A 23,310-nucleotide genomic window follows, 5' to 3' on the forward strand; every position below is an offset into this window, starting at 1 on the left:
ACGACACTGCTTATTGCTTTGATTATTCTGTTCTTTCCCATGGTACCCGGAGTGGGACTTGAACCCACACAGCGCGAACGCCGAGGGATTTTAAATCCCTTGTGTCTACCGATTCCACCATCCGGGCTCGGGAAGAAATTGGAGGCGCGTTCCGGAGTCGAACCGGACTAGACGGATTTGCAATCCGCTACATAACCGCTTTGCTAACGCGCCGAAATCTTCTGGCTTTACAGCCAGACATCCGCTATTGCCGATGTCTTAAATTTGGAGCGGGAAACGAGACTCGAACTCGCGACCCCGACCTTGGCAAGGTCGTGCTCTACCAACTGAGCTATTCCCGCGTCACCAAGTAACTTTGTTAATCACTTGATTTTGTTATCGTCTGGCAATCAGTGCTGCCGTTCGATGCGTTGCATTCTACTTACCTGACGCAATGAGTCAACGATATTTTTCACCACTGACGATCGTTTGCTGAAATTTGCGTCGAAACGATCACTGATCAAGCAAATCTCCACGTGCAGCGCTCAAATACTGGAACATTGACCACAAAGTCAGTATCGCGGCGACGAAGAAAAGTGCGATCCCAGCATACTCTACCCAGATATTTGGACGCCACAGCAGCCAGGCCAGTGCAGCCATTTGCGAAGTGGTTTTCACTTTACCGATCCAGGATACGGCTACGCTGCTGCGTTTACCCAGTTCGGCCATCCATTCACGCAGTGCAGAGATGATAATTTCACGCGCAATCATTGTTGCGGCAGGGAGCGTTACCCACCAGCTGTGGTAATGCTCCGCCACCAGGACCATCGCAATAGCCACCAGCACCTTATCAGCGACCGGATCGAGGAAGGCACCAAAACGCGTGCTTTGGTTCCAGCGGCGCGCCAGAAAACCGTCAAACCAGTCGGTGACCGCAGCGATACAGAAGATCAGCGCACAAACAAAGGGAGCCCAGGTGAATGGCAGGTAAAAAGCCAATACAAAGAATGGGATCAGGATGACGCGAAACAGCGTGAGCAACGTAGGGATATTAAATTGCATATGACGGATAACTATCTGTTGTCAGTGAAATTACCCCTATGTTGCTACAGAGGGCCTAATGTTTCAACGAGTAGAAGATCTTTTCTGCCAGAGCTTGCGAAATACCCGGCACTTTTGCAATTTCTTCGATACTTGCGTTACGAAGACCTTGCAAACCTCCCATATATTTCAACAAAATCTGGCGACGCTTTGGCCCGACACCTTCGATGGTCTCAAGCGTGCTGGTGCTTTTCACTTTCGCCCGCTTTTTACGATGCCCGCTAATCGCATGATCGTGAGATTCATCGCGGATATGCTGGATAACGTGCAATGCAGGCGAATCCGGCGGCAAGCTAAAGCCCTCACCTTCCGGCTCAAAGAACAGCGTTTCCAGGCCTGCTTTACGATCGGCCCCTTTTGCCACCCCCAGCAAGAGTGGGTGCTGTTTGTCCCAGGGAACATCCAGCTCAGCAAAAACGGCTTTCGCCTGCCCTAACTGACCCTTACCGCCGTCGATCAATATGACGTCCGGAATCTTACTTTCTTCAATCGCCTTACCATAACGCCGACGCAAGACCTGATTCATCGCCGCATAATCATCTCCAGGCGTAATACCGGTAATGTTGTAGCGGCGATACTCTGCGCGCAGCGGGCCATTGGCATCAAAGACCACGCAGGAGGCTACCGTCTGCTCACCCATCGTATGGCTGATGTCGAAGCATTCCATACGCTTCACCACAGGTAACTTCAACACCGATGCCAGCGCCGTCAGACGTTGCGTAATCGTCGACTGCTGAGAAAGTTTCGTGGTGAGCGCCACTGCCGCGTTGGTCCGCGCCAGCTTGAGATAACGTGCGCGATCTCCTCGCGGTTTCGTCTGCACGTTAATCTTTCTGCCGGCCAGTTCAGACAGTGAGTCTGCCAGCAGGGTTTTATCGCTAAGATTAAAATCGAGCAAGATCTCCCCGGGTAAGGTACGCATCTGGCTCCCCTGCAGATAAAACTGCCCGACAAAGGTTTCGACGACCTCGCCGAGTTCCGTGCCACCGGGTACTTTCGGGAAATAGCTGCGGCTGCCCAGCACTTTACCCTGGCGAATAAACAGAACGTGCACACAGGCCATACCGGCGTCAAACGCCACGCCAATGACGTCCAAATCGTCTCCGGTATTAGAGACAAACTGTTTTTCTGTCACGCGGCGTACGGCCTGGATTTGGTCACGAATGCGCGCAGCCTCTTCAAACTCGAGATTTTGGCTGGCCTTTTCCATGCGGGCGATCAGCTGCGTTAATACCTGATCGTCTTTTCCGGACAAGAACAGACGAACATACTCGACCTGCTGAGCATACTCTTCCTCACTCACCAGACCCGCGACACACGGACCGAGACAGCGGCCAATCTGATATTGCAGACAAGGCCGAGAACGGTTGCGATAAACGCTGTTTTCGCACTGGCGGATAGGGAATATTTTCTGCAACAGCGCCAGCGTTTCACGCACCGCATAACCGTTCGGGAACGGTCCAAAGTACTCGCCTTTGGCATGCTTTGCCCCGCGATGCATCGCCAGACGCGGGTGCGTATCACCGCTAAGGAATATAAAAGGGTAGGATTTATCATCGCGCAGCAATACGTTATAGCGCGGCTGATACAGCTTGATGTAGTTGTGCTCAAGCAATAACGCTTCGGTTTCGGTGTGCGTTACCGTGACATCAATTTGCTGGATTTGCGCGACCAGCGCTTCGGTCTTGCGTGACGCAAGATTACTACGGAAGTAGCTGGAAAGCCTTTTTTTCAGGTCTTTCGCTTTCCCGACATAGATAACCGTCCCGGCGGTATCATACATACGATAGACGCCGGGCTGACTGGTCACGGTTTTCAGGAACGCTTTGGCATCAAACTGATCGGTCACTGGCTTGTTAATGTCTCCGCATTACACAGGCCATGGCGAATTGCCAGGTGAGTCAGCTCTACATCGCCATGAATGTTTAATTTACTGAACATTCGATAGCGATAGCTGTTCACCGTTTTAGGACTAAGATTCAGTTGCTCTGAGATCTCATTGACCTTCTGACCTTTGGTGATCATCAGCATAATCTGCAACTCGCGTTCAGACAAACTGGCAAACGGGGTTTCCGTTTTCTCAGGCTCAATCTGGCTGAGCGCCATTTGCTGAGCGATATCGGAGGCAATATAACGCTGCCCGGAAAAAACCGAACGAATCGCACTCACTACTTCCTGGGGGGCGGCGCCTTTGCTGAGATACCCTGCGGCCCCTGCCTGCATAACTTTTGCAGGTAATGGGTTTTCGGTGTGTACCGTCAGCATGATCACTTTAATGTCTGCCGTGGAACGCGCAATTTTGCGGGTTGCTTCCAGACCGCCAATACCGGGCATATTCATATCCATCAGCACAACGTCAACGGAATTTGAGCGGCACCATTTTACCGCATCTTCACCGCAGCACGCTTCGCCGACAACTTTTATGCCTTTTATATCTTCCAGAATGCGTCGTATCCCTGCGCGCACCAGTTCGTGGTCATCAACAAGAAAAACGTTGATCAAAGGAATATCTCCAGAATAGGGATAACGCTACCGATAGTTAATCGGCCCTATGTTAACGGGTTTTATCTCAACTTTGAAATGTAAAAAACGCCCGACTTTCGATTTTGCTCTCGTTTTTGGAAATTAGATTGTACGACGAGTGGAAACTTTCAGTCCTGACAGCCTTCTGCCACGGTTATATCTGCATAGCTGTTTCAGAATAGTGACAAAAAATTCATATTCCCCCGCTGAATGCAAAATAGGCAGTCAAAGTTGTAACAATAATTAACGAGGAAAATACTCGAAATAAACAACATGTGGAGAAAATATATGCACTGCAACATGTTGTTTATTTTAATGTCCACAACATTGGTCCGCGCAAAAAACAACCACAGATATTTTTAGCCTCGCTTATGGTATACTCCGCCGCCTTAAGATTTGACATCGCACTTTTTCATTGAAACATAACGAGGAAAATAAATGAGTACGCCTGACTTTTCCACTGCTGAGAATAACCAGGAACTGGCCAATGAAGTCACCTGCCTGAAAGCCATGTTAACGCTGATGCTGCAGGCAATGGGCCAAGCCGATGCAGGCCGCGTGATTCTTAAAATGGAAAAACAGCTCGCGCTGATTGAAGATCAATCACAGGCGGCGGTATTTTCCAACACGGTTAAGCAAATTAAACAAGCTTACCGCCAGTAAAAAGAAACCGGCTGATAGCAATGCTCTCAGCCGGTTTTGCGTCTGACACTCAGAACGATAATTTACTCAGATAAGCCCGGTTGCCGCGGCATAACAGGCTATCTGCGTTTTGTTTGGTGCATTGAATTTCTTTTGCATATTCTTCTGATGGAAGTTCACGGTATTTTCAGAAATAGACAGAATGATGGCTATCTCTGAAGAGGTCTTCCCCTCCGCCGTCCATTTCAATATTTCCTTTTCCCGCTTGCTAAAGCGCATTTCTGGCGCCATAACCATGTCATCTTCCAGCCGCGTCAGTACAGACAGGCTTTCCCGTACCAGAAGCTGCATCCTGAGCTCCACTTCATCGCTCGCAAGGCGACTGTTACGGATACTTGCACGCGATACCGATAAAAAACCCAACGCCCGATTAGGCAACATTAAGCATTGCGTCATCCCTTTGCGTAAACCGTGATTGCGTGCGGCGTCCCACAAAGGTTGCGCATCGCGAAACAGAGTATCGTTCCAGGGTAAATGCCCCTGACTGAAGTTTTCAGGTTTCAGCACCGGATCAATGGCGAAATAATTTTCGGACTGATAATGCGCCACCCATGCTTTGGGATAGGTCGTATGAAGAGACGTTTTAGGTCGGGTAAAAGGTACCGGATGACGAACACAGAGCGCGTAAAAATCGAACTCTAAGTGCTGCGTCTGTTGTTGTAATTCCGTATAGACATCCTCTGCCGTCGCCATTTCCTGAAAGCGTAACAGCATGCTCCGTCGCCAGGTGAAGAAATCATGATCCTGCATACTAAGTGGTAATGCCCCTGAGATTGATAATCATCCAAACATATGAAACAAGCTAACACATAAATGTATTTTATATATGCAAATTATCGGACAAATGAAGAATTACTTGAGTATTACTCAACAGTGGAAGGAAGTAACAGATTCAAGCATTAATAATAAAGCAATAATTATAAATAGTTATGCGAACAGCACTCGCCAGAAACAATTCCGACGAGTGCTATATGCACTATTTATTGCATCAAAAACTTCTCAAGAAACTGACGGGTACGCGGCTGCTGCGGATGCGTGAATAAGGATTTTGCTGGTCCCTGCTCCACTATCCGTCCTTGATCCATAAATATCGCTCTATCGGCAACATCGCGAGCGAAGCTCATTTCATGCGTCACAATTACCATGGTGCGTTTTTCCTGCGCCAGTTGGCGAATGGTATTCAGCACCTCGCCAACCAGTTCAGGGTCAAGCGCGGAGGTAGGTTCATCAAATAAAATAACCTCAGGTCGCATCGCCAGTGCCCGGGCAATCGCTACGCGCTGCTGCTGTCCGCCCGATAAACGCCGCGGATAGCTGGTTTCTTTACCTGCTAGCCCGACTTTCGCCAGCAATTCACGCGCACGAGCTGTCGCTTCAGCTTTTGGTTCACCTTTGACTATCACCGGCCCTTCAATAATGTTTTCCAGCACCGTCCGATGCGGGAACAAATTAAAGTTCTGAAACACAAAACCGACGTGCTGACGTAACTGACGAATCAGCCCTTTCTGCTGAGTCAACGAACACGCGGTATCAATGGTAATCTCACCCACTTTAATAGTGCCCGCCTCCGGTTGCTCCAACAAATTAATGCTACGCAGCAGCGTGGTTTTGCCCGATCCGCTCGGCCCAATAATCGCTACTACTTCACCAGGTTTGACGTCAAGATCGATCCCATGCAGCACCGTTTGCCCATGAAATTTTTTGACCAGGTTTCTGACTTCGATAGCACTCATTTCGGCTCTCTCTCCTGGCGGTTCAGTTGTTCTTCAAAATAGTTTTGCAGTGCAGAAAGTACCGTCGCCATCACCCAGTAAAGCAACGAGGCCGCCAGATACATCGTAAAGACTTCCAGCGTACGCGAGGTAATCAGCTGCGCCTGACGGAACAGTTCCGGTACCTGAATAGTGGCGGCCAAAGAGGTATCTTTCACCAGACTGATAAAGCTGTTGCTCAGCGGCGGCAACGCAACGCGCGCAGCCTGCGGCAGGATTGCCCGGCGCATGGTCTGCCAGCGCGTCATACCAATACTGGCACCTGCCTCCCACTGCCCTTTATCGATGGAAGAGATTGCCGCACGCAGAGTTTCCGCAGCGTAGGCCGCCGTATTCAGCGACAAGCCAATCATCGCCGCCGGGATGGGATCAAGCTCAATACCAAACTGCGGCAGACCGTAATAGATCATGAACAGTTGGGCAATTAGCGGTGTTCCGCGAAAAATAGAGATATAAAAACGCGCCAGCCAGCGCACAGGCAACAGCGGCGACAAACGCATCAGCGCCAGGATAAACCCCAGCACGAGGCCAAAAAACATCCCGCCGATACTCAGTTGCAGCGTAAAAACCGCGCCTTTGAGCAGATACGGCAGAGAATCAATTACCAGTTGGATACTTTCATGCATTAGCGTTTTTCGACCTGGTTGTTACACGTGAGGATGGTAGGCAAACAGTGCAGGTGCCCCACCGGTATGAATAAAGAGGATTGGTCCTTCGTCTTTAAAGCGCTTCTGGCTGATGCCGTCAATCAAACCCGCCATCGCCTTACCGGTATACACCGGATCCAACAAAATCCCTTCCAGGCGCGCCAGCAGTTTTACCGCCTCCATGCCCTCTTCGTTTGGCGTACCGTAGCCCGGCGCATAATAATCATCCCATAACAGGATATCCGCTGAGGCCGTCAGTTCCAGTTCACGGGCAATATCCTGCTGCAACGTTACAACTTTGGGCTTTTGATCGGCGACGCTGCGCGAGACGGTCACGCCGATCAGCTCGACGTCTGGCATCAGTTGTTCCAGGCCCACGGCCAGCCCGGCGTGCGTTCCCGCACTGCCCGATGCCACTACTACAGAAGAGAGCGCAACGGCCCCTTCACACTGCTGGGCAATTTCCAGCGCGCTTTCCACATAACCCAATGCGCCCAGGGCGTTAGAACCGCCAACGGGGATCACATACGGGCGGAAGCCCTGTGCTTCAATGCGCGTCGCCAGTTCCTGAAGTTGCGCATTCGGGTCGGTCAGCGCATCGCACATTTCGATTTGCGTATTAAACAGGTCCAGCAGCAGACGGTTGCCGTTGGTGAGATAGTTTTCCGCAGTAGTGCCAATCGGATTTTCCAACAGCGCCACGCAGTGCAGGCCAAGCTTCGCCGCTACCGCCGCCGTCTGTCGAACATGGTTAGACTGGATGGCACCCGCGGTTATCAGCGTATCAGCGCCTTCACGCAGTGCGTCTGCGGCCAGGAATTCCAGCTTACGCAGCTTATTGCCACCCATGGCCATCGGCGTGACGTCATCGCGTTTGATGAAAATATCGCGCCCGAGATAGTCGGAGAAACGTGGAAGATATTCGAGCGGCGTTGGCGCGCCAATAAATTCCAGACGTGGAAAGCGCGTTAAGTTATGCAGCGGCATACAGCCTCCGGTATTCGTTGTTGTGATGTTCTTTTTATTATGCACGCTCAGGCGCAATGAAATAAAAAAAGGCGCTGTTAAAGGCGCCTTTTTTCATCGAATGCCGATTATTTCGTCACATCCGCTCCAAACCATTTTTCAGACAGGGCTTTCAGCGTACCGTCTTTCTGCATTTCAGCAATGGCCGCATCAACCGCTTTCAGCAGATCTTCATTGCCTTTGCGCAGCGCCACGCCGGACTCCTGGCGGGAGAATGCTTCACCGGTCACAGCCAGCGTATCCTTGGTTTTCTTGACCAGATCCAGCGCCGCCAGACGGTCAACCAGAATGGCGTCGATACGGCCTACACGCAGATCCTGGTATTTGGTCGGGTCATCATCATAGGTACGAATATCCACGCCCTGCACGTTCTGGCGCAGCCACTCTTCATAGTTGGTGCCCAGACCAACGCCGACTTTTTTACCTTTCAGATCGGCAGCAGTCTTAATAACGCCTTCATTACCTTTCTTCACCAGCGCCTGAATACCAGAAACCGTATACGGGGTAGAGAAATCGTATTTTTTCTTACGTTCGTCAGAGATAGTCACCTGGTTGATGACCACGTCAATGCGCTTAGAATCAAGAGAGGCCAGCATACCGTCCCACTTGGTCGGCTTCAGGTTAGCTTTCACCCCAAGGTGCTTGGCCAGTTCCTCAGCGAACTCCACTTCGAAACCGGTCAGCTTGCCGTCATCGCCCTGAAAACTAAACGGGGGATAGGTCCCTTCCAGGCCCACCAGCAGCGTGCCGCGCTCTTTAACTTTATTTAACAGACCTTCATCTGCATAAGTCTTTACGCTCATTCCGGCGACAAGTGCAACAGCCATTACACCCATCAGAGCCTGACGTCCCAGAAGTGCTAATTTCATAGTTACCCCGAATATTGTCATTAGTGACTATCATTTATGACTACAGTGTAAAGCGTTTGCTGTGTTCCACAAACACGACTCTGTTACACCTTATTCGTTTTTAATATATATCAGAACTGGCTGTCCAGGAGGATTTCTGCATATGTCCCATATGGGTATGGGCTTTGAACTGCTCATACTTACGTAAGGCGATGCGGTAATTGTTCGTGCTGGTTTCCGGCAGCCACGGGGCAAGGTTTTCGTCGAGGAACCCTTCCTGCAGCAGGTCATGAGAGATATTTTGTTCGGTCAGGTGATTCCCGAGGCGACGCAGGCGGACAACGTATTCACGTACCGTGCCGTGACTCATTTCGGTCTGCTCAAATAAAAATTGTTTAAAACCAATGATGTCGAAAAAGTCGCTCTGCTCTTTGCAATGCAAATCACCGCAAAAACGACACAGTGCCACCCACTCTTTTTTCTCCTGCTCCCACTCGGCTTCATCCAACAAAGTGTCCAGTCGGGCAATGGCGATTTTATTCACAATTTGCCCACGACGAACCAGCGTGATCCGGTCGAGCAACTTAAAGCAATGGGCGCAATGCGTCTGGCTGTGTTTGAAATCTTTGAGGTAGCGGCTTAGAGGCCGTCTTTTTGATTGCTGCACCGTCATGAGAACTCCTGGTAGTCAATTCGTAATGCGGCATTGTTCAGGGGTAATGATTACCCCTATAGCTTACCCAGCTTGGTGCGTAGACGTTTGATGGCCTGACTGTGCAACTGGCTGACCCGTGATTCCCCGACTTCCAGTACCGCGCCAATCTCTTTCAGATTCAGCTCTTCCTGGTAGTACAGCGTTAACACTAGCTTTTCACGCTCCGGCAACGCCTCGATCGCGTCCATCACGCGCTGGCGGAGGTTACCCTCAAGTAGCTGTTGTAACGGGTTTTCCTGCTGATGTTCTTCCGTCACCAGCTCAATACTATCGCCATGCTCTTCCCGCCACTCGTCATAAGAGAAAAGTTGGCTGTTATTGGTATCGAGCAACATCTGACGATACTCTTGCACAGGAATAGCCAGACGCTCCGCCACTTCGGTTTCCGTCGCGTTGCGCCCTAATTCCTGCTCCAGTTGTCCCATCGCCTGTGCCACTTCGCGAGCATTGCGCCGAACGCTACGCGGCACCCAGTCCCGGCTACGTAGTTCGTCCAGCATTGCTCCACGAATACGCTGCACTGCGTAAGTGGTAAATGCCGTTCCTTGCAAAGCGTCATATCGGTCAACGGCATTCAATAACCCGATGCCGCCCGCTTGTAGCAGGTCATCCAGTTCTACGCTCGCCGGCAAACGCACCTGAAGGCGCAATGCTTCGTGACGCACCAACGGTACATAACGCTGCCACAGCGAGTGTTTATCCATTACACCTTCAGCGGTATACAGTGAATTCACGATAAACAGCCCTGCGTTAAATGAGTTATCGGCATGATTATCCGTTTCTGCAGGGGTTTTAATCGGGTGAATAGTGGGTGAAATGGGGGGTTATTTGGGGGTTACGGGTAAAGCTAAATGTAAAAAACCCCGCCGGAGCGGGGTTTGCGCGATAAGCGTAAATTAACGCAGCAGAGACAGAACGTTCTGCGTGGTCTGGTTTGCCTGTGCCAGAACAGAAGTACCCGCCTGTTGCAGGATCTGCGCACGAGACATGTTAGACACTTCGGTCGCGTAATCAGCATCTTCGATACGGCTACGAGCAGAAGACAGGTTGTTTACGGTGTTGCCCAGGTTGGTGATGGTAGAATCGAAACGGTTCTGCACCGCACCCAGGTCAGAACGCAACGCATCAACCTGTGCCAGCGCTTTATCCAGAGCTTTCAGAGGGTCTTTGGTTTTGTCGGTAGCTGTTTGAGCTTCAGCAGTGATTTTACCATTAGCATCTTTGTATGCAGCCTTGCCGGAACCATTAGTGATTGCGCCATCAGTTTGCACATAATATGTTGCAGTATTGTCAATTGTGAAGCTATTACCATTGACATAAACATCAGCACCGTTTTGCTGAGCATTTGCCCCGCCACCTGCAGCAGCAGCAACACTAAACCCAGTGCTCGTAGTGAAACCGGCCACATCTGCTTTAGCTAAAAGATCAGCGCTGCTAATTTTCACATTACTAGCGGAAATCTGACCTTTTGCTGTGCCATCAGCACTACCAACGAAGTTAATAACTGTACCAGAATCAGTTGTGATTTTAGAACCAATTGCACCAGTACCATCATAGTTTTTTTCTAATTGGTCTAAGGTTGCAGCTTTACCACCAGTAGCATTATTTTTGGTCAGATTACCTGAATCATCGATATAAAGCGCTGCATTATCGTCCGCAGCAGTCATTTTCCCATTGCTATCAATAATGACTGCTTGAGATGACCCCTTAATTTCAACTGTTGCTTTAGTGGTATCCCCAGCGTTCGGGTTTAAATAACCTGCGATTTGTGCAGGTGTTGCATTAGCGGCGGCACCTACATCAAATGAGTAAGAATTACTTGATTTGTCATATTTATAAACTGTACTTGCTGGAGCTGCCCCAAAACCATTATCAATGGTTGAGGTTACAGTACCTGTATCAACCATTTTACCAAATACATCTGCAGCTTTTGCATTAGCAAAACCAGCTGTACCAGTATAAGTCTTCCCGCCATCCGCAGTGGTGAAACCTGCAGCAGTTAAGTCTGTTGTTTTAGCTAAAGTATTAGCAACGCCTCCCTTACCATTGACGTTAAAACCGTCCAGACCCAGAGTAGAAGAAGTAATTTCTTTCAGGTCGATGGTGATGGTTTCGCCGTCGTTCGCGCCAACCTGAATTTTCATGGAGCTGTCGGACGCCAGTACTTTCACGCCGTTAAACTGAGTCTGACCGGAAACACGGTCAATTTCGCTCAGACGCTGGGTGATTTCGTTCTGGATGGAGTCCAGGTCAGACTGGGAGTTGGTGCCGTTGGTTGCCTGAACGGACAGTTCACGCACACGCTGCAGGTTGTTGTTGATTTCGGACAGTGCACCTTCAGTGGTCTGCGCGATGGAGATACCGTCGTTGGCGTTACGGGAAGCCTGAGTCAGGCCTTTAACGTTGGCAGTGAAACGGTTAGCGATCGCCTGACCAGCAGCATCGTCTTTGGCGCTGTTGATACGCAGACCGGAAGACAGACGCTCGATAGCGGAGCTCAAGGAAGACTGAGATTTGTTCAGGTTGTTCTGGGTCAACAGCGACAGGCTGTTTGTATTGATGACTTGTGCCATGATCTTTTCCTTATCAATTACAACTTGATGTTATTGGGCTGTTGCCCACGGTTTCTCACCGTAACCCATGTATCGGCACCTTAAATTCGAACTTTAGAAAATTTTCACTTTCCGCCCTCTTTTTTCTTAGCCCCAGAAATACCCGCAATATGCCCCACTATTCTGCGCATTATTTTTACAAAACTATCATTAAACTTTGCGCACAGATTGCCGATAACCCGCTTAACTACTGTTTGCAATCAAAAGGAATTAGGCATGGCTTCATTTACTTCTCTTGGCGTCGGTTCAAATCTGCCGCTGGATACGTTGCTGAACAACCTGACTATCGCGGAAAAAAAACGCTTAAACCCAATAACTCAACAACAAAGCGATAATACCGCGCGTCTGACCGCCTACGGCACATTAAAAAGTGCATTGGAAAAATTTCAGACTGCGAACACAGCTTTAAATAAAGCCGATCTATTCAAAAGCACAACCGTTACCAGCAGCAGTGAAGATCTGAAAGTGACCACCGAAGCGGGGGCGGCACCGGGTATCTATACCATTAGCGTCACCCAACTGGCACAAGCGCAATCTTTAAGAACCAATTCAGCGACTAAGATTGCGTCAACAAAAGACGCGCTGGGTGACAGTTCAGCAGAAACACGCACCATAAAAATTGCGCAGGAAGGCCGTAAAGAGCCACTGGAAATTAAGCTGAATAAAGACCAGACCTCACTGGATGAGATCAGCAAAGCGATAAACGATGCCGATAGCGGAATTTCGGCCAGCATCGTTAAAGTTAAAGATGGCGACTACCAATTGGTACTGACTGCCAGTGAAGGCGAAGCCAATAAAATGACTATCTCCGTTGAGGGAGACAGCAAGCTAAATGACCTGCTGGCGTATGACAGCAAAACCGGCACCGGGAATATGAAGGAACAGGTTAACGCTCAAAATGCGAAGTTAACCGTAAACGGTATCGATATTGAACGTTCCAGTAATAAAATTACCGATGCCCCTCAGGGCGTAGTGCTCGATCTGACCAAAAAAGTCACTGATGTTCGGGTCACGGTAACAAAGAATAACGACAAAGCAACCGAAGCCATTAAAGGCTGGGTCGATTCATATAATTCCCTTATCGACACCTTTAATACGCTGACCAAATATAAAGAAGTTGATCCGGGTGCTGAAGCGCAAGACAAAAATAACGGAGCGCTGCTTGGTGACAGTGTTGTTCGTACGATTCAAAGTGGAATTCGTGCACAATTTGCCAACGGTGCCAGTGATGGTGCTTTTAAAACATTAAATGAAATTGGTATTAAGCAGGACGGCGCAACCGGCAAGCTGAAAATTGACGATGATAAGCTGAAAAAAGTCCTGAACGAAAACACAGCTTCCGTGCGTGAGTTGCTGGTCGGCGACGGCAAAGAAACCGGTATTACCACCAAAATTGCCACCGAAGTAAAAAGCTACCTGGCTGATGACGGTATTATCGACAGCGCACAAGACAGTATTAACTCAACGCTGAAAAAACTGACTAAACAGTATCTGTCAGTCAGCGCCAGTATTGATGACACCGTGGCGCGTTACACGGCACAGTTTACGCAGTTAGACACCATGATGAGCAAGCTCAACAGCACCAGTACCTATCTGGGCCAACAATTTTCAGCGATGAATAATTCCTGATAACACGAGGTAAACATGTATACCGCGAGCGGTACCAAAGCCTATGCACAGGTCAGCGTGGAAAGCGCCGTGATGAGCGCCAATCCGCATCAGCTGATTGAAATGTTGTTTGATGGCGCGAACAGCGCCCTGGTGCGCGCTCGCCTGTTTATGCAACAGGGTGATATCGTCGCCAAAGGCGAGGCCTTAAGCAAAGCCATTAACATTATCGACAATGGTCTGAAAGCAGGCCTGGACCACGAAAAAGGTGGGGAACTCGCCACCCATCTATCTTCATTGTATGACTATATGGTTCGTCGTTTACTTCACGCTAATCTGAATAATGATTGTCAAGCCATTGAAGAAGTCGAAGGGTTGCTCGGCAACATTGCGGAAGCCTGGAAACAGATCTCACCGAAAGCGTCGTCCCAGGAGTCTCGTTAATGACCTCAGCCGTGGAGTTTATCAACCGTTGGCAGCGCATCGCGCTACTCAGTCACTCGCTGCTGGAACTGGCGCAGCGGGGTGAATGGGACCTTTTACTGGAACAGGAAGTTACCTATCTGCAAAGTATTGAAGTGGTCATGGAAGAGCAAACTCCACCTGGCATTACACGAAGTATTCAGGACTTAGTGGCCGGGTATATTAAGCAAACGCTGGATAACGAACAACTGCTCAAAACGTTGTTGCAGCAGCGCCTGGATGAGCTCAGCAACCTCATCGGCCAGTCGACACGCCAAAAGACGCTGAATAACGCCTATGGTCGTCTTTCCGGTATGCTGCTGGTACCCGACGCCCCCACCTCGCCACAATAATTTCCCGTCTCGTCTGAATTATCTTCCATACTCCAGAGGTCGGCCAAACGACTTCTGGAGCACGGAAGATGAAAAATCCCACGTTATTGCAGTACTTCCACTGGTATTACCCTGATGGCGGTCAACTCTGGCCCGAGCTTGCCGAACGCGCAGGCGGACTCAATGATATCGGCATCAATATGGTATGGCTGCCCCCAGCCTATAAAGGCGCGTCTGGCGGCTATTCCGTTGGCTATGATTCCTACGATCTGTTTGACTTGGGCGAATTCGACCAAAAGGGAACCGTCGCCACCAAATACGGCGATAAAAACCAGCTGCTGGCGGCGATAGACGCGCTAAAACACAATGATATTGCCGTGCTGCTCGACGTGGTGGTTAACCACAAAATGGGCGCTGATGAGAAAGAAAAGATCCGCGTCCAGCGCGTTAACGCCGAAGATCGCACGCAAATAGATGATGAGATTATCGAATGTGAGGGCTGGACGCGCTATACCTTCCCTGCCCGCGCAGGCCAGTACTCGCAATTCATTTGGGATTTTAAATGCTTCAGCGGCATTGACCATATCGAGAATCCAACCGAAGACGGGATTTTTAAAATCGTTAACGATTACACCGGAGAAGGCTGGAACGATCAGGTCGATGATGAGTTGGGTAATTTTGATTATCTGATGGGCGAAAACATTGATTTTCGCAATCACGCGGTGACTGAGGAGCTCAAATACTGGGCGCGTTGGGTAATGGAGCAAACCCAGTGTGACGGTTTTCGTTTAGATGCGGTGAAACATATTCCGGCATGGTTTTACAAAGAGTGGATTGAGCACGTGCAGGAGGTTGCACCCAAGCCGCTGTTTATTGTGGCGGAATACTGGTCCCACGAAGTCGACAAGCTGCAAACCTACATTAATCAGGTGGAGGGGAAAACTATGCTGTTCGACGCCCCTTTGCAGATGAAATTCCACGAGGCCTCCCGTCAGGGCCGCGATTACGACATGAGCCAGATTTTCACCGACACTCTGGTGGAGGCCGATCCTTTTCATGCCGTCACGCTGGTCGCCAATCACGACACCCAACCCTTGCAGGCACTCGAAGCCCCCGTCGAGCCGTGGTTTAAGCCGCTGGCCTATGCGCTGATCCTGTTACGCGAAAACGGCGTGCCGTCGGTATTTTACCCTGACCTCTACGGAGCGCATTACGAAGACACCGGCGGCGATGGCGAAACCTATCCTATCGACATGCCGATCATTGAACAACTTGATGAACTGATCCTCGCACGCCAGCGCTTCGCGCATGGGGTACAGACGCTCTTTTTCGATCATCCTAACTGTATCGCTTTTAGCCGCAGCGGCACGGACGAGGATCCCGGCTGTGTGGTGGTGTTGTCAAACGGCGATGACGGGGAAAAGACCATCAATCTCGGCGCCAATTATGGCAATAAAACCTGGCGTGACTATCTGGGAAATCGTGAAGAAAGCGTGGTCACCGATGAAAACGGCGAAGCGACGTTTTTCTGTAACGGCGGGAGCGTCAGCGTGTGGGTGATTGAAGACGTGTTGTAAAGCTCAACCCCGGTGACCGATGGTTACCGGGGCGTACGGCTTATGGCAGCGGTGTTGCCAGCGGCGTTTTCTTTAACGCGTCAGCACATTCCTGCGTCGGGCGATCCACCCGCTGCAGCGTCATACCGTCATATTCCAGCGTATTGCCTTCGCGCTCGATCTCGTACAGCTCGCGTTTCACCGTCACGTTGGTGAGATCGCCAGAGAGCATCGTCAGTTTCCCCGGCAGCGCGATCACCCGCTGCCACTGGCGACAATCCAGCGTATCGCCCTCTTTCGTTATCACCAGGCTGGCAATGGCTTCCGGGCTCACCAGACTGCGTTGCGGACCTTTTGACTGCCAGTATCCTTCCAGACCGGCTGGCGCTGGCGTTTTCACCACGTCGTTATAATTTTCTACTTCGGCGCATCCGGTAAGCGCCAGAAATACACCAACGATTGCAAATTTTTTCATCATTCATCCTGCATGCGAAGAAAATGGGATTGTGGCATTAAAGGCCTGATGTCGCCAGCCTTTCGGCAGCGTTGAGAAAGATTGATCCAGACGGTGTTACCTCTTATTACTCATAGTCAAAAATTCTGAACGGTGTAGTATCCACACTTCTTGTTACATACCTTCTGAGTTCAGAGGCACAACGCATGTCATGGCAACACTTCAAACAGGCCTGGTTAATTAAATTTTGGGCCCCCGCCCCTGCGGTCATCGCAGCGGGTATTCTCTCCACTTATTATTTCGGCATTACGGGAACCTTCTGGGCCGTTACCGGTGAATTCACCCGCTGGGGTGGTCAAATCCTGCAACTGTTTGGTGTGCACGCCGAAGAGTGGGGATACTACAAGCTGATCCATCTCGAAGGCTCGCCCCTGACCCGCATCGACGGCATGATGATCCTCGGTATGTTCGGCGGCTGTTTTGCTGCCGCACTGTGGGCCAACAACGTCAAGTTACGCATGCCGCGCAGTCGGGTGCGCATAATGCAGGCGATAATCGGCGGGGCAATCGCCGGATTCGGCGCACGACTGGCAATGGGCTGTAACCTGGCCGCATTCTTCACCGGCATTCCGCAGTTCTCGCTACACGCCTGGTTTTTTGCGCTGGCCACAGCTATTGGCTCCTGGTTTGGTGCACGCTTTACCCTGCTGCCAATGTTCCGTATTCCGGTCAAAATGCAGAAAGTCTCCGCCGCCTCGCCGTTAACGCAAAAACCGGATCAGGCCCGTCGCCGTTTCCGCCTGGGCATGCTGGTGTTTATCGCCATGATCGGCTGGGCGCTACTCACGGCGATGGATAAACCCAAGCTCGGTCTGGCGATGCTGTTCGGCGTTGGGTTCGGACTGCTGATTGAACGGGCGCAAATCTGCTTCACCTCCGCCTTCCGCGACCTGTGGATTTCCGGTCGCACCCATATGGCAAAAGCGATCATCTTCGGGATGGCGGTCAGCGCCATCGGTATCTTTAGCTACGTGCAACTGGGCGTCGAGCCTAAAATCATGTGGGCGGGTCCAAATGCGGTGATCGGCGGCTTGCTGTTCGGGTTCGGTATTGTTTTAGCGGGCGGATGTGAAACCGGCTGGATGTATCGCGCCGTTGAAGGCCAGGTGCATTACTGGTGGGTTGGTCTGGGCAACGTTATTGGCTCGACCATTCTGGCCTACTACTGGGATGATTTTGCTCCCGCGCTTGCCACCAACTGGGACAAAGTGAATCTGCTCAACACCTTCGGCCCGCTCGGCGGTCTGCTGGTGACCTATCTGCTGTTGTTTGCCGCGCTGATGCTCATTATCGGCTGGGAAAAACGTTTCTTCCGTCGCGCAGGGCTGACGCCTGCCAAGGAGTCTGTATGAAAAATATCGTGCCTGATTATCGCCTCGATATGGTCGGCGAACCGTGTCCATATCCGGCTGTAGCCACGCTGGAAGCGATGCCGCAATTGAAGAAAGGTGAAATTCTGGAAGTGGTGAGCGATTGCCCGCAGTCAATCAACAATATACCACTGGATGCGCGTAATCACGGCTATACGGTGCTGGATATTCAGCAGGATGGTCCAACGATCCGCTATTTGATTCAGAAGTAACTGTTTGCCGGATGGCACTGCGCTTATCCGGCAAACATTCCCAGCACGTTGTCCCTACACCTGCATGGACATCACTTCCTGATACGCCGACACCAGTTTGTTACGCACCTGAATACCCATCTGCATCGATACCGACGCCTTTTGCATATCGGTCATCACATCGTTTAACGCAATACCCGGCTCACCCAGGGTAAATTTCTCAGCCTGCGTACGGGACGCGGTTTGCACATCGCTGATTCTGTCTAACGCCGCATGCAGTTGTCCGGCAAAACTCACGGTCGGTTGTGGCTGCATATCCTGCATTTTTGCTGACATCGCCGTGGCCTGTAACTGGCTGATGACCCCTTCAATCCCCTGTATTGCCGACATTCTGATCCCCTGGATGATTTTTTACTTAGCTGAGATTACCAGTTAGTCAATAAGATAAAGGCGTTAAATAACGATAAAAAACCACGGTTTTTAACGCATAGAAAAATTCGAAACCGCAAATAATGAGACCGTCAATTTTTCGAGTTTGCTGACCCGGGAGTGAGTCTTGTTCCACTTTGCAAAAAACGCCGTCCACGATAAGCCACGAGGTGCGAGATGAGTGCGACAGCATCGACTGCAACCCAGCTTAAACCTCTCGAGTGGTTAAACCGCCTGCGCGCGAATCCCAGAATTCCTTTGATTGTGGCGGGAGCCGCTGCCGTCGCTATCATCGTGGCGATGGTCCTGTGGGCCAAAGCGCCTGACTATCGCACGCTGTTCAGCAATCTTTCCGATCAGGATGGTGGCGCGATTGTCACCCAACTGACGCAGATGAACGTTCCCTATCGTTTTACTGAGGGAAGCGGTGCTATCGAAGTTCCTGCCGATAAAGTCCACGAACTGCGCTTACGTCTGGCGCAGCAAGGCCTGCCCAAAGGCGGAGCCGTTGGTTTTGAACTGCTGGATCAGGAAAAGTTTGGTATCAGCCAGTTTAGCGAGCAGGTCAACTACCAGCGTGCGCTGGAAGGTGAATTAGCCCGTACCATTGAAACGCTGGGACCGGTAAAACGCGCCCGCGTGCATCTGGCAATGCCGAAACCGTCGCTGTTTGTGCGTGAGCAAAAAGCGCCTTCAGCCTCCGTGACCGTGAATCTTGAACCAGGCCGTGCACTGGATGAAGGTCAGATCAGTGCAGTTACGCATCTGGTTTCCAGCGCTGTCGCCGGGTTACCGCCGGGCAACGTTACGCTGGTCGACCAGGCGGGTCATCTGTTAACTCAGTCAAACACCAGCAGCCGCGATCTTAACGATGCGCAGTTGAAATACGCCAGCGATGTCGAAGGCCGCGTTCAACGTCGTATCGAATCGATCCTGTCGCCGATTGTCGGCAACGGTAACGTACATGCGCAGGTCACCGCGCAGCTGGATTTTGCTAATAAAGAGCAAACCGAAGAACAGTACCGTCCAAACGGTGATGATTCCCAGGCCGTGCTACGTTCACGTCAGTTAAACGTCAGCGAGCAGATCGGAAGCGGAGCGCCAGGCGGCGTACCGGGCGCATTGTCTAATCAGCCAGCACCGGCGAATACCGCGCCAATCGCCAACCCTCCGGCTAATCAGCAAAATACGCAAACTACGCAGACGGCAAATAACAGCAATAATGCCGGTCCACGCAGTACGCAGCGCAATGAAACCAGCAATTATGAAGTCGACCGTACCATTCGCCACACCAAAATGAACGTCGGCGATGTGCAGCGTCTCTCGGTTGCAGTGGTGGTCAACTATAAAACGTTGCCGGACGGCAAACCGCTGCCGTTAACCGCCGATCAGATGAAACAGATTGAGGATCTGACCCGCGAAGCGATGGGCTTCTCCGACAAACGTGGCGATACCCTGAACGTGGTGAACTCTCCGTTCACGGCGACCGACGATTCCATGGGCGAGCTGCCGTTCTGGAAACAGCCGTTCTTTATTGATCAGTTGATGACCGCAGGCCGTTGGTTACTGGTTCTGCTTGTTGCCTGGATCCTGTGGCGTAAGGCTGTTCGTCCGCAGTTGGTTCGCCGCAGCGAAGAAGCAAAAGCGGTACAAGAACAAACGCGTATTCGTCAGGAAACCGAAGAAGCGGTAGAAGTTCGCCTCAGCAAAGACGAACAGACCCAGCAGCGTCGTACGAATCAGCGTCTGGGTGCAGAAGTGATGAGCCAGCGTATTCGTGAAATGTCAGATAACGATCCGCGCGTCGTGGCGCTGGTCATTCGCCAGTGGATGAGTAACGATCATGAGTAATGCCCTTACCGGTACCGATAAAAGCGTCATCCTGCTGATGACCATTGGCGAAGATCGCGCGGCAGAGGTGTTTAAACACCTTTCCACGCGCGAAGTTCAGGCGCTGAGTACAGCGATGGCGAACGTACGCCAGATCTCCAACAAACAGTTGACGGAAGTGCTGGCCGAATTTGAGCAAGAAGCAGAACAGTTTGCCGCGCTGAATATCAATGCCAACGAATATCTGCGCTCCGTGCTGGTGAAAGCGCTGGGCGAGGAACGCGCCTCCAGCCTGCTGGAAGATATTCTGGAAACCCGCGATACCACCAGCGGCATTGAAACGCTCAACTTTATGGAGCCGCAAAGCGCCGCCGACCTTATCCGCGACGAGCATCCGCAGATTATCGCCACCATTCTGGTGCACCTCAAACGGGGCCAGGCCGCCGATATTCTGGCACTGTTCGACGAGCGTTTACGTCACGACGTGATGCTGCGTATCGCCACCTTCGGCGGCGTGCAGCCTGCCGCGCTGGCAGAACTGACCGAAGTATTGAACGGTCTGCTCGATGGCCAGAACCTCAAGCGCAGCAAAATGGGCGGCGTGAGAACGGCGGCAGAAATTATCAACCTGATGAAAACCCAGCAGGAAGAAGCGGTTATCACCGCCGTACGCGAGTTCGACGGCGAACTGGCGCAGAAAATTATCGACGAGATGTTCCTGTTCGAAAACCTGGTGGATGTCGACGATCGCAGTATCCAGCGTCTGCTACAGGAAGTGGATTCCGAATCGCTGCTGATTGCGCTGAAAGGTGCCGAACAGCCGCTACGCGAGAAGTTCCTGCGCAACATGTCGCAACGTGCTGCCGATATTCTGCGCGACGACCTTGCCAACCGCGGTCCGGTGCGTTTGTCGCAGGTGGAAAACGAACAGAAAGCGATTCTGCTTATTGTGCGTCGTCTGGCGGAAACCGGCGAGATGGTGATCGGCAGCGGCGAGGATACCTATGTCTAACGAACTGCCGTGGAAAGTCTGGACTCCGGACGATCTCGCCCCACCGATGGCAGAGTTCGTGCTGGCTGACCACAGCGAAACGCCGCTGTCCGAAGAGACGGAAGAACCCGAGCTTTCAGCAGAGCAACAGCTTGAACAACAGCTCGCACAGCTGCAAATGCAGGCCCATGAGCAAGGGTATAACGCGGGGCTGGCGGAAGGTCGACAAAAGGGTCATGAACAAGGCTATCAGGAAGGTCTGAGCCAGGGGCTGGAGCAAGGCCAGAACCAGGCGCGTGCGCAGCATGCGCCGATTCATGCCCGTATGCAGCAGCTGGTGAGCGAGTTTCAGAATACGCTGGACGCACTGGACAGCGTCATTGCCTCGCGCCTGATGCAAATGGCGCTGGAAGCTGCGCGTCAGGTGATTGGTCAGACGCCTATCGTGGATAACGCTGCGCTGATTAAGCAGATCCAACAGTTATTGCAACAGGAACCGCTGTTTAGCGGTAAGCCACAGTTGCGCGTACATCCGGACGATCTCCAGCGTGTTGAGGAGATGCTCGGTGCCACTCTCAGCCTGCACGGCTGGCGGCTGCGCGGCGATCCCACGCTGCATCACGGCGGATGTAAAGTTTCAGCCGACGAAGGCGATCTGGATGCCAGCGTCGCCACACGCTGGCAAGAACTCTGCCGTCTGGCAGCGCCGGGAGTCGTGTAATGACCACTCGCCTGACTCGCTGGCTCAATACGCTGGACAACTTCGAAGAGAAAATGTCTCTGTTGCCTGCGGTGCGTCGTTACGGTCGCCTGACCCGCGCAACCGGGCTGGTGCTGGAAGCCACGGGGTTACAGCTACCGCTGGGTGCCACCTGCGTCATTGAACGCCAGGATGGCAACGAAACCCAGGAAGTTGAAAGCGAAGTCGTAGGCTTTAACGGTCAACGTCTGTTTCTGATGCCGCTCGAAGAGGTCGAAGGCGTTCTGCCCGGCGCGCGCGTGTACGCGAAGAACATTGCCGGAGAAGGTCTGCAAAGCGGGAAGCAATTACCGCTTGGCCCTGCTCTGCTGGGGCGTGTGCTGGACGGCAGCGGCAAACCGCTCGACGGACTGCCCGCCCCGGATACCACCGAAACCGGCGCGCTGATTACACCGCCGTTTAACCCGCTGCAACGTACCGCAATTGAACACGTCCTGGATACCGGTGTACGCCCCATCAACGCGTTGTTAACCGTAGGTCGCGGCCAGCGTATGGGGCTTTTCGCAGGTTCCGGCGTCGGTAAAAGCGTCCTGCTCGGCATGATGGCGCGTTATACCCAGGCCGACGTCATCGTCGTGGGCCTGATTGGCGAGCGTGGCCGCGAAGTTAAAGATTTTATTGAAAATATTCTCGGCGCTGACGGTCGCGCACGCTCGGTAGTGATTGCCGCTCCGGCGGACGTCTCGCCGCTGTTACGTATGCAAGGCGCGGCCTACGCCACGCGCATCGCCGAAGATTTCCGCGATCGTGGACAGCACGTATTGCTGATTATGGATTCCCTCACCCGCTATGCGATGGCGCAACGTGAGATAGCCCTGGCAATAGGCGAGCCACCGGCAACCAAAGGTTATCCACCGTCAGTATTCGCCAAATTACCGGCGCTGGTTGAACGTGCCGGAAACGGTATTCACGGCGGCGGTTCAGTCACCGCGTTTTATACGGTACTGACCGAGGGTGATGACCAGCAGGACCCGATTGCCGATTCCGCGCGCGCGATTCTGGACGGCCACATTGTGCTGTCCCGCCATCTGGCCGAAGCAGGTCATTACCCGGCCATCGATATCGAAGCTTCGATCAGCCGCGCCATGACCGCGCTCATTAGTGAACAACACTATGCGCGGGTGCGTAACTTTAAACAGTTGCTATCCAGCTTCCAGCGTAACCGCGATCTGGTCAGCGTGGGGGCGTATGCCAAAGGCAGCGATCCAATGCTGGATAAAGCCATCGCCTTATGGCCACAGCTGGAAGCGTTTTTACAGCAAGGCATCTTTGAACGGGCTGACTGGGAAGATTCTCTACAAGCTTTAGAACTGATTTTCCCTGGTGTGTGATTAAGCAGGAG

General features: G+C 51.8%; 25 protein-coding genes and 3 tRNA genes. 12 read left to right on the top strand and 16 right to left on the bottom strand.

What is annotated here, in order from left to right:
* Positions 1–40: 40 nt before the first annotated feature.
* From OGY68_RS15495 to uvrY, 6 genes are all read right to left on the bottom strand, one after another.
* Positions 41–127, bottom strand: a tRNA-Leu gene (locus tag OGY68_RS15495).
* A gap of 12 nt (positions 128–139) precedes the next feature.
* Positions 140–213: transfer RNA gene (locus OGY68_RS15500), tRNA-Cys, on the bottom strand.
* A gap of 52 nt (positions 214–265) precedes the next feature.
* Positions 266–341, bottom strand: a tRNA-Gly gene (locus OGY68_RS15505).
* 151 nt (positions 342–492) lie between these two features.
* A complete protein-coding gene (pgsA, locus tag OGY68_RS15510) occupies positions 493–1,041 on the bottom strand; it encodes a CDP-diacylglycerol--glycerol-3-phosphate 3-phosphatidyltransferase (protein ID WP_125362631.1) in 549 nt (182 codons plus the stop codon).
* A gap of 55 nt (positions 1,042–1,096) precedes the next feature.
* Complete coding sequence (uvrC, locus tag OGY68_RS15515) at positions 1,097–2,929, bottom strand: excinuclease ABC subunit UvrC (protein ID WP_057067679.1); 1,833 nt, start codon at positions 2,927–2,929, stop codon at positions 1,097–1,099.
* Entirely contained in the window at positions 2,926–3,582 is a 657-nt protein-coding gene (gene uvrY, locus OGY68_RS15520) for a UvrY/SirA/GacA family response regulator transcription factor (RefSeq protein WP_003834023.1), read from the bottom strand. Before uvrY ends, uvrC begins: the two co-directional genes overlap by 4 nt.
* 296 nt (positions 3,583–3,878) lie before the next feature.
* Here uvrY and OGY68_RS22960 point away from each other — a divergent pair, with 296 nt between their 5' ends.
* Both OGY68_RS22960 and OGY68_RS15525 read left to right on the top strand, forming a co-directional pair.
* The gene (locus tag OGY68_RS22960) at positions 3,879–4,022 is read left to right on the top strand and encodes a hypothetical protein (RefSeq protein WP_418219448.1); all 144 of its coding nucleotides are present in this window, start codon (positions 3,879–3,881) and stop codon (positions 4,020–4,022) included.
* 19 nt (positions 4,023–4,041) lie between these two features.
* On the top strand, positions 4,042–4,266 hold the full coding sequence (locus OGY68_RS15525) for a DUF2594 family protein (RefSeq protein WP_003030482.1): 225 nt from the start codon (positions 4,042–4,044) through the stop codon (positions 4,264–4,266).
* Between the two features lie 66 nt (positions 4,267–4,332).
* Here the strand turns inward: OGY68_RS15525 and sdiA are convergent, their stop codons facing one another.
* From sdiA to OGY68_RS15565, 8 genes are all read right to left on the bottom strand, one after another.
* Positions 4,333–5,055 (bottom strand): quorum-sensing transcriptional regulator SdiA, encoded by a 723-nt coding sequence (gene sdiA / locus OGY68_RS15530; RefSeq protein ID WP_008785095.1) that lies wholly within the window; start codon positions 5,053–5,055, stop codon positions 4,333–4,335.
* Between the two features lie 230 nt (positions 5,056–5,285).
* Positions 5,286–6,038: an L-cystine ABC transporter ATP-binding protein TcyN gene (gene tcyN, locus OGY68_RS15535; protein WP_057067680.1), complete on the bottom strand. Its 753-nt coding sequence runs from the start codon at positions 6,036–6,038 to the stop codon at positions 5,286–5,288.
* Entirely contained in the window at positions 6,035–6,703 is a 669-nt protein-coding gene (gene tcyL / locus OGY68_RS15540) for a cystine ABC transporter permease (RefSeq protein ID WP_286617236.1), read from the bottom strand. The genes tcyN and tcyL overlap by 4 nt, the downstream gene beginning before the upstream one ends.
* Positions 6,704–6,724: 21 nt before the next feature.
* On the bottom strand, positions 6,725–7,711 hold the full coding sequence (dcyD, locus tag OGY68_RS15545; protein WP_048235184.1) for a D-cysteine desulfhydrase: 987 nt from the start codon (positions 7,709–7,711) through the stop codon (positions 6,725–6,727).
* 107 nt (positions 7,712–7,818) lie between these two features.
* Positions 7,819–8,619 (bottom strand): cystine ABC transporter substrate-binding protein, encoded by an 801-nt coding sequence (gene tcyJ, locus OGY68_RS15550; protein WP_003030469.1) that lies wholly within the window; start codon positions 8,617–8,619, stop codon positions 7,819–7,821.
* A gap of 100 nt (positions 8,620–8,719) precedes the next feature.
* Complete coding sequence (gene fliZ / locus OGY68_RS15555) at positions 8,720–9,271, bottom strand: flagella biosynthesis regulatory protein FliZ (protein WP_003030467.1); 552 nt, start codon at positions 9,269–9,271, stop codon at positions 8,720–8,722.
* A gap of 56 nt (positions 9,272–9,327) precedes the next feature.
* Complete coding sequence (fliA, locus tag OGY68_RS15560; protein ID WP_016153479.1) at positions 9,328–10,047, bottom strand: RNA polymerase sigma factor FliA; 720 nt, start codon at positions 10,045–10,047, stop codon at positions 9,328–9,330.
* Positions 10,048–10,209: 162 nt separating this feature from the next.
* Positions 10,210–11,886 (bottom strand): FliC/FljB family flagellin, encoded by a 1,677-nt coding sequence (locus OGY68_RS15565; protein ID WP_057067681.1) that lies wholly within the window; start codon positions 11,884–11,886, stop codon positions 10,210–10,212.
* 255 nt (positions 11,887–12,141) lie between these two features.
* Between OGY68_RS15565 and fliD the strand changes: the two genes are divergently transcribed.
* The 4 genes from fliD (at position 12,142) to amyA (ending at position 15,904) form a co-directional block, all read left to right on the top strand.
* The gene (fliD, locus tag OGY68_RS15570) at positions 12,142–13,554 is read left to right on the top strand and encodes a flagellar filament capping protein FliD (protein ID WP_057067682.1); all 1,413 of its coding nucleotides are present in this window, start codon (positions 12,142–12,144) and stop codon (positions 13,552–13,554) included.
* Between the two features lie 15 nt (positions 13,555–13,569).
* The gene (fliS, locus tag OGY68_RS15575) at positions 13,570–13,977 is read left to right on the top strand and encodes a flagellar export chaperone FliS (protein ID WP_057067683.1); all 408 of its coding nucleotides are present in this window, start codon (positions 13,570–13,572) and stop codon (positions 13,975–13,977) included.
* Entirely contained in the window at positions 13,977–14,348 is a 372-nt protein-coding gene (gene fliT / locus OGY68_RS15580; protein ID WP_008785101.1) for a flagella biosynthesis regulatory protein FliT, read from the top strand. The genes fliS and fliT overlap by 1 nt, the downstream gene beginning before the upstream one ends.
* 68 nt (positions 14,349–14,416) lie before the next feature.
* A complete protein-coding gene (amyA, locus tag OGY68_RS15585) occupies positions 14,417–15,904 on the top strand; it encodes an alpha-amylase (protein ID WP_057067684.1) in 1,488 nt (495 codons plus the stop codon).
* 40 nt (positions 15,905–15,944) lie between these two features.
* Here the strand turns inward: amyA and yedD are convergent, their stop codons facing one another.
* Entirely contained in the window at positions 15,945–16,358 is a 414-nt protein-coding gene (gene yedD, locus OGY68_RS15590) for a lipoprotein YedD (RefSeq protein WP_286617240.1), read from the bottom strand.
* Between the two features lie 185 nt (positions 16,359–16,543).
* On the opposite strand from yedD, the gene yedE reads away from it, so the two are divergent.
* On the top strand, positions 16,544–17,749 hold the full coding sequence (yedE, locus tag OGY68_RS15595) for a selenium metabolism membrane protein YedE/FdhT (protein ID WP_057067685.1): 1,206 nt from the start codon (positions 16,544–16,546) through the stop codon (positions 17,747–17,749).
* A complete protein-coding gene (gene yedF / locus OGY68_RS15600; protein WP_000790504.1) occupies positions 17,746–17,979 on the top strand; it encodes a sulfurtransferase-like selenium metabolism protein YedF in 234 nt (77 codons plus the stop codon). Before yedE ends, yedF begins: the two co-directional genes overlap by 4 nt.
* 54 nt (positions 17,980–18,033) lie before the next feature.
* Here the strand turns inward: yedF and fliE are convergent, their stop codons facing one another.
* Positions 18,034–18,348 (bottom strand): flagellar hook-basal body complex protein FliE, encoded by a 315-nt coding sequence (fliE, locus tag OGY68_RS15605; protein WP_003030448.1) that lies wholly within the window; start codon positions 18,346–18,348, stop codon positions 18,034–18,036.
* A gap of 216 nt (positions 18,349–18,564) precedes the next feature.
* Between fliE and fliF the strand changes: the two genes are divergently transcribed.
* From fliF to fliI, 4 genes are read left to right on the top strand one after another with little or no spacing between them, the layout of a single operon-like run.
* Positions 18,565–20,238 carry a flagellar basal-body MS-ring/collar protein FliF gene (gene fliF / locus OGY68_RS15610; RefSeq protein ID WP_057067686.1) on the top strand — a complete coding sequence of 558 codons (1,674 nt, stop codon included), beginning with the start codon at positions 18,565–18,567 and terminating at the stop codon, positions 20,236–20,238.
* Positions 20,231–21,229: a flagellar motor switch protein FliG gene (gene fliG / locus OGY68_RS15615; protein WP_003030443.1), complete on the top strand. Its 999-nt coding sequence runs from the start codon at positions 20,231–20,233 to the stop codon at positions 21,227–21,229. The genes fliF and fliG overlap by 8 nt, the downstream gene beginning before the upstream one ends.
* Entirely contained in the window at positions 21,222–21,929 is a 708-nt protein-coding gene (gene fliH / locus OGY68_RS15620; protein WP_003834049.1) for a flagellar assembly protein FliH, read from the top strand. Before fliG ends, fliH begins: the two co-directional genes overlap by 8 nt.
* Positions 21,929–23,299: a flagellar protein export ATPase FliI gene (gene fliI, locus OGY68_RS15625; RefSeq protein WP_047410431.1), complete on the top strand. Its 1,371-nt coding sequence runs from the start codon at positions 21,929–21,931 to the stop codon at positions 23,297–23,299. Before fliH ends, fliI begins: the two co-directional genes overlap by 1 nt.
* Positions 23,300–23,310 lie beyond the last annotated feature (11 nt).

The organism is Citrobacter sp. Cpo065 (assembly GCF_030332805.1).
Lineage (GTDB): Bacteria > Pseudomonadota > Gammaproteobacteria > Enterobacterales > Enterobacteriaceae > Citrobacter > Citrobacter portucalensis.

Excerpts from the sequence above, each read along its gene's own strand:
- fliH (WP_003834049.1), top strand. The coding sequence starts at position 21,222 with ATGTCTAACGAACTGCCGTGGAAAGTCTGGACTCCGGACGATCTCGCC.
- tcyL (WP_286617236.1), bottom strand. The coding sequence starts at position 6,703 with ATGCATGAAAGTATCCAACTGGTAATTGATTCTCTGCCGTATCTGCTC.
- sdiA (WP_008785095.1), bottom strand. The coding sequence starts at position 5,055 with ATGCAGGATCATGATTTCTTCACCTGGCGACGGAGCATGCTGTTACGC.
- yedE (WP_057067685.1), top strand. The coding sequence starts at position 16,544 with ATGTCATGGCAACACTTCAAACAGGCCTGGTTAATTAAATTTTGGGCC.
- amyA (WP_057067684.1), top strand. The coding sequence starts at position 14,417 with ATGAAAAATCCCACGTTATTGCAGTACTTCCACTGGTATTACCCTGAT.
- OGY68_RS15565 (WP_057067681.1), bottom strand. The coding sequence starts at position 11,886 with ATGGCACAAGTCATCAATACAAACAGCCTGTCGCTGTTGACCCAGAAC.
- fliZ (WP_003030467.1), bottom strand. The coding sequence starts at position 9,271 with ATGACGGTGCAGCAATCAAAAAGACGGCCTCTAAGCCGCTACCTCAAA.
- fliF (WP_057067686.1), top strand. The coding sequence starts at position 18,565 with ATGAGTGCGACAGCATCGACTGCAACCCAGCTTAAACCTCTCGAGTGG.
- yedF (WP_000790504.1), top strand. The coding sequence starts at position 17,746 with ATGAAAAATATCGTGCCTGATTATCGCCTCGATATGGTCGGCGAACCG.
- fliG (WP_003030443.1), top strand. The coding sequence starts at position 20,231 with ATGAGTAATGCCCTTACCGGTACCGATAAAAGCGTCATCCTGCTGATG.
- OGY68_RS15525 (WP_003030482.1), top strand. The coding sequence starts at position 4,042 with ATGAGTACGCCTGACTTTTCCACTGCTGAGAATAACCAGGAACTGGCC.
- yedD (WP_286617240.1), bottom strand. The coding sequence starts at position 16,358 with ATGAAAAAATTTGCAATCGTTGGTGTATTTCTGGCGCTTACCGGATGC.
- tcyN (WP_057067680.1), bottom strand. The coding sequence starts at position 6,038 with ATGAGTGCTATCGAAGTCAGAAACCTGGTCAAAAAATTTCATGGGCAA.
- tcyJ (WP_003030469.1), bottom strand. The coding sequence starts at position 8,619 with ATGAAATTAGCACTTCTGGGACGTCAGGCTCTGATGGGTGTAATGGCT.
- fliE (WP_003030448.1), bottom strand. The coding sequence starts at position 18,348 with ATGTCGGCAATACAGGGGATTGAAGGGGTCATCAGCCAGTTACAGGCC.
- fliD (WP_057067682.1), top strand. The coding sequence starts at position 12,142 with ATGGCTTCATTTACTTCTCTTGGCGTCGGTTCAAATCTGCCGCTGGAT.
- dcyD (WP_048235184.1), bottom strand. The coding sequence starts at position 7,711 with ATGCCGCTGCATAACTTAACGCGCTTTCCACGTCTGGAATTTATTGGC.
- fliI (WP_047410431.1), top strand. The coding sequence starts at position 21,929 with ATGACCACTCGCCTGACTCGCTGGCTCAATACGCTGGACAACTTCGAA.
- fliS (WP_057067683.1), top strand. The coding sequence starts at position 13,570 with ATGTATACCGCGAGCGGTACCAAAGCCTATGCACAGGTCAGCGTGGAA.
- pgsA (WP_125362631.1), bottom strand. The coding sequence starts at position 1,041 with ATGCAATTTAATATCCCTACGTTGCTCACGCTGTTTCGCGTCATCCTG.
- fliT (WP_008785101.1), top strand. The coding sequence starts at position 13,977 with ATGACCTCAGCCGTGGAGTTTATCAACCGTTGGCAGCGCATCGCGCTA.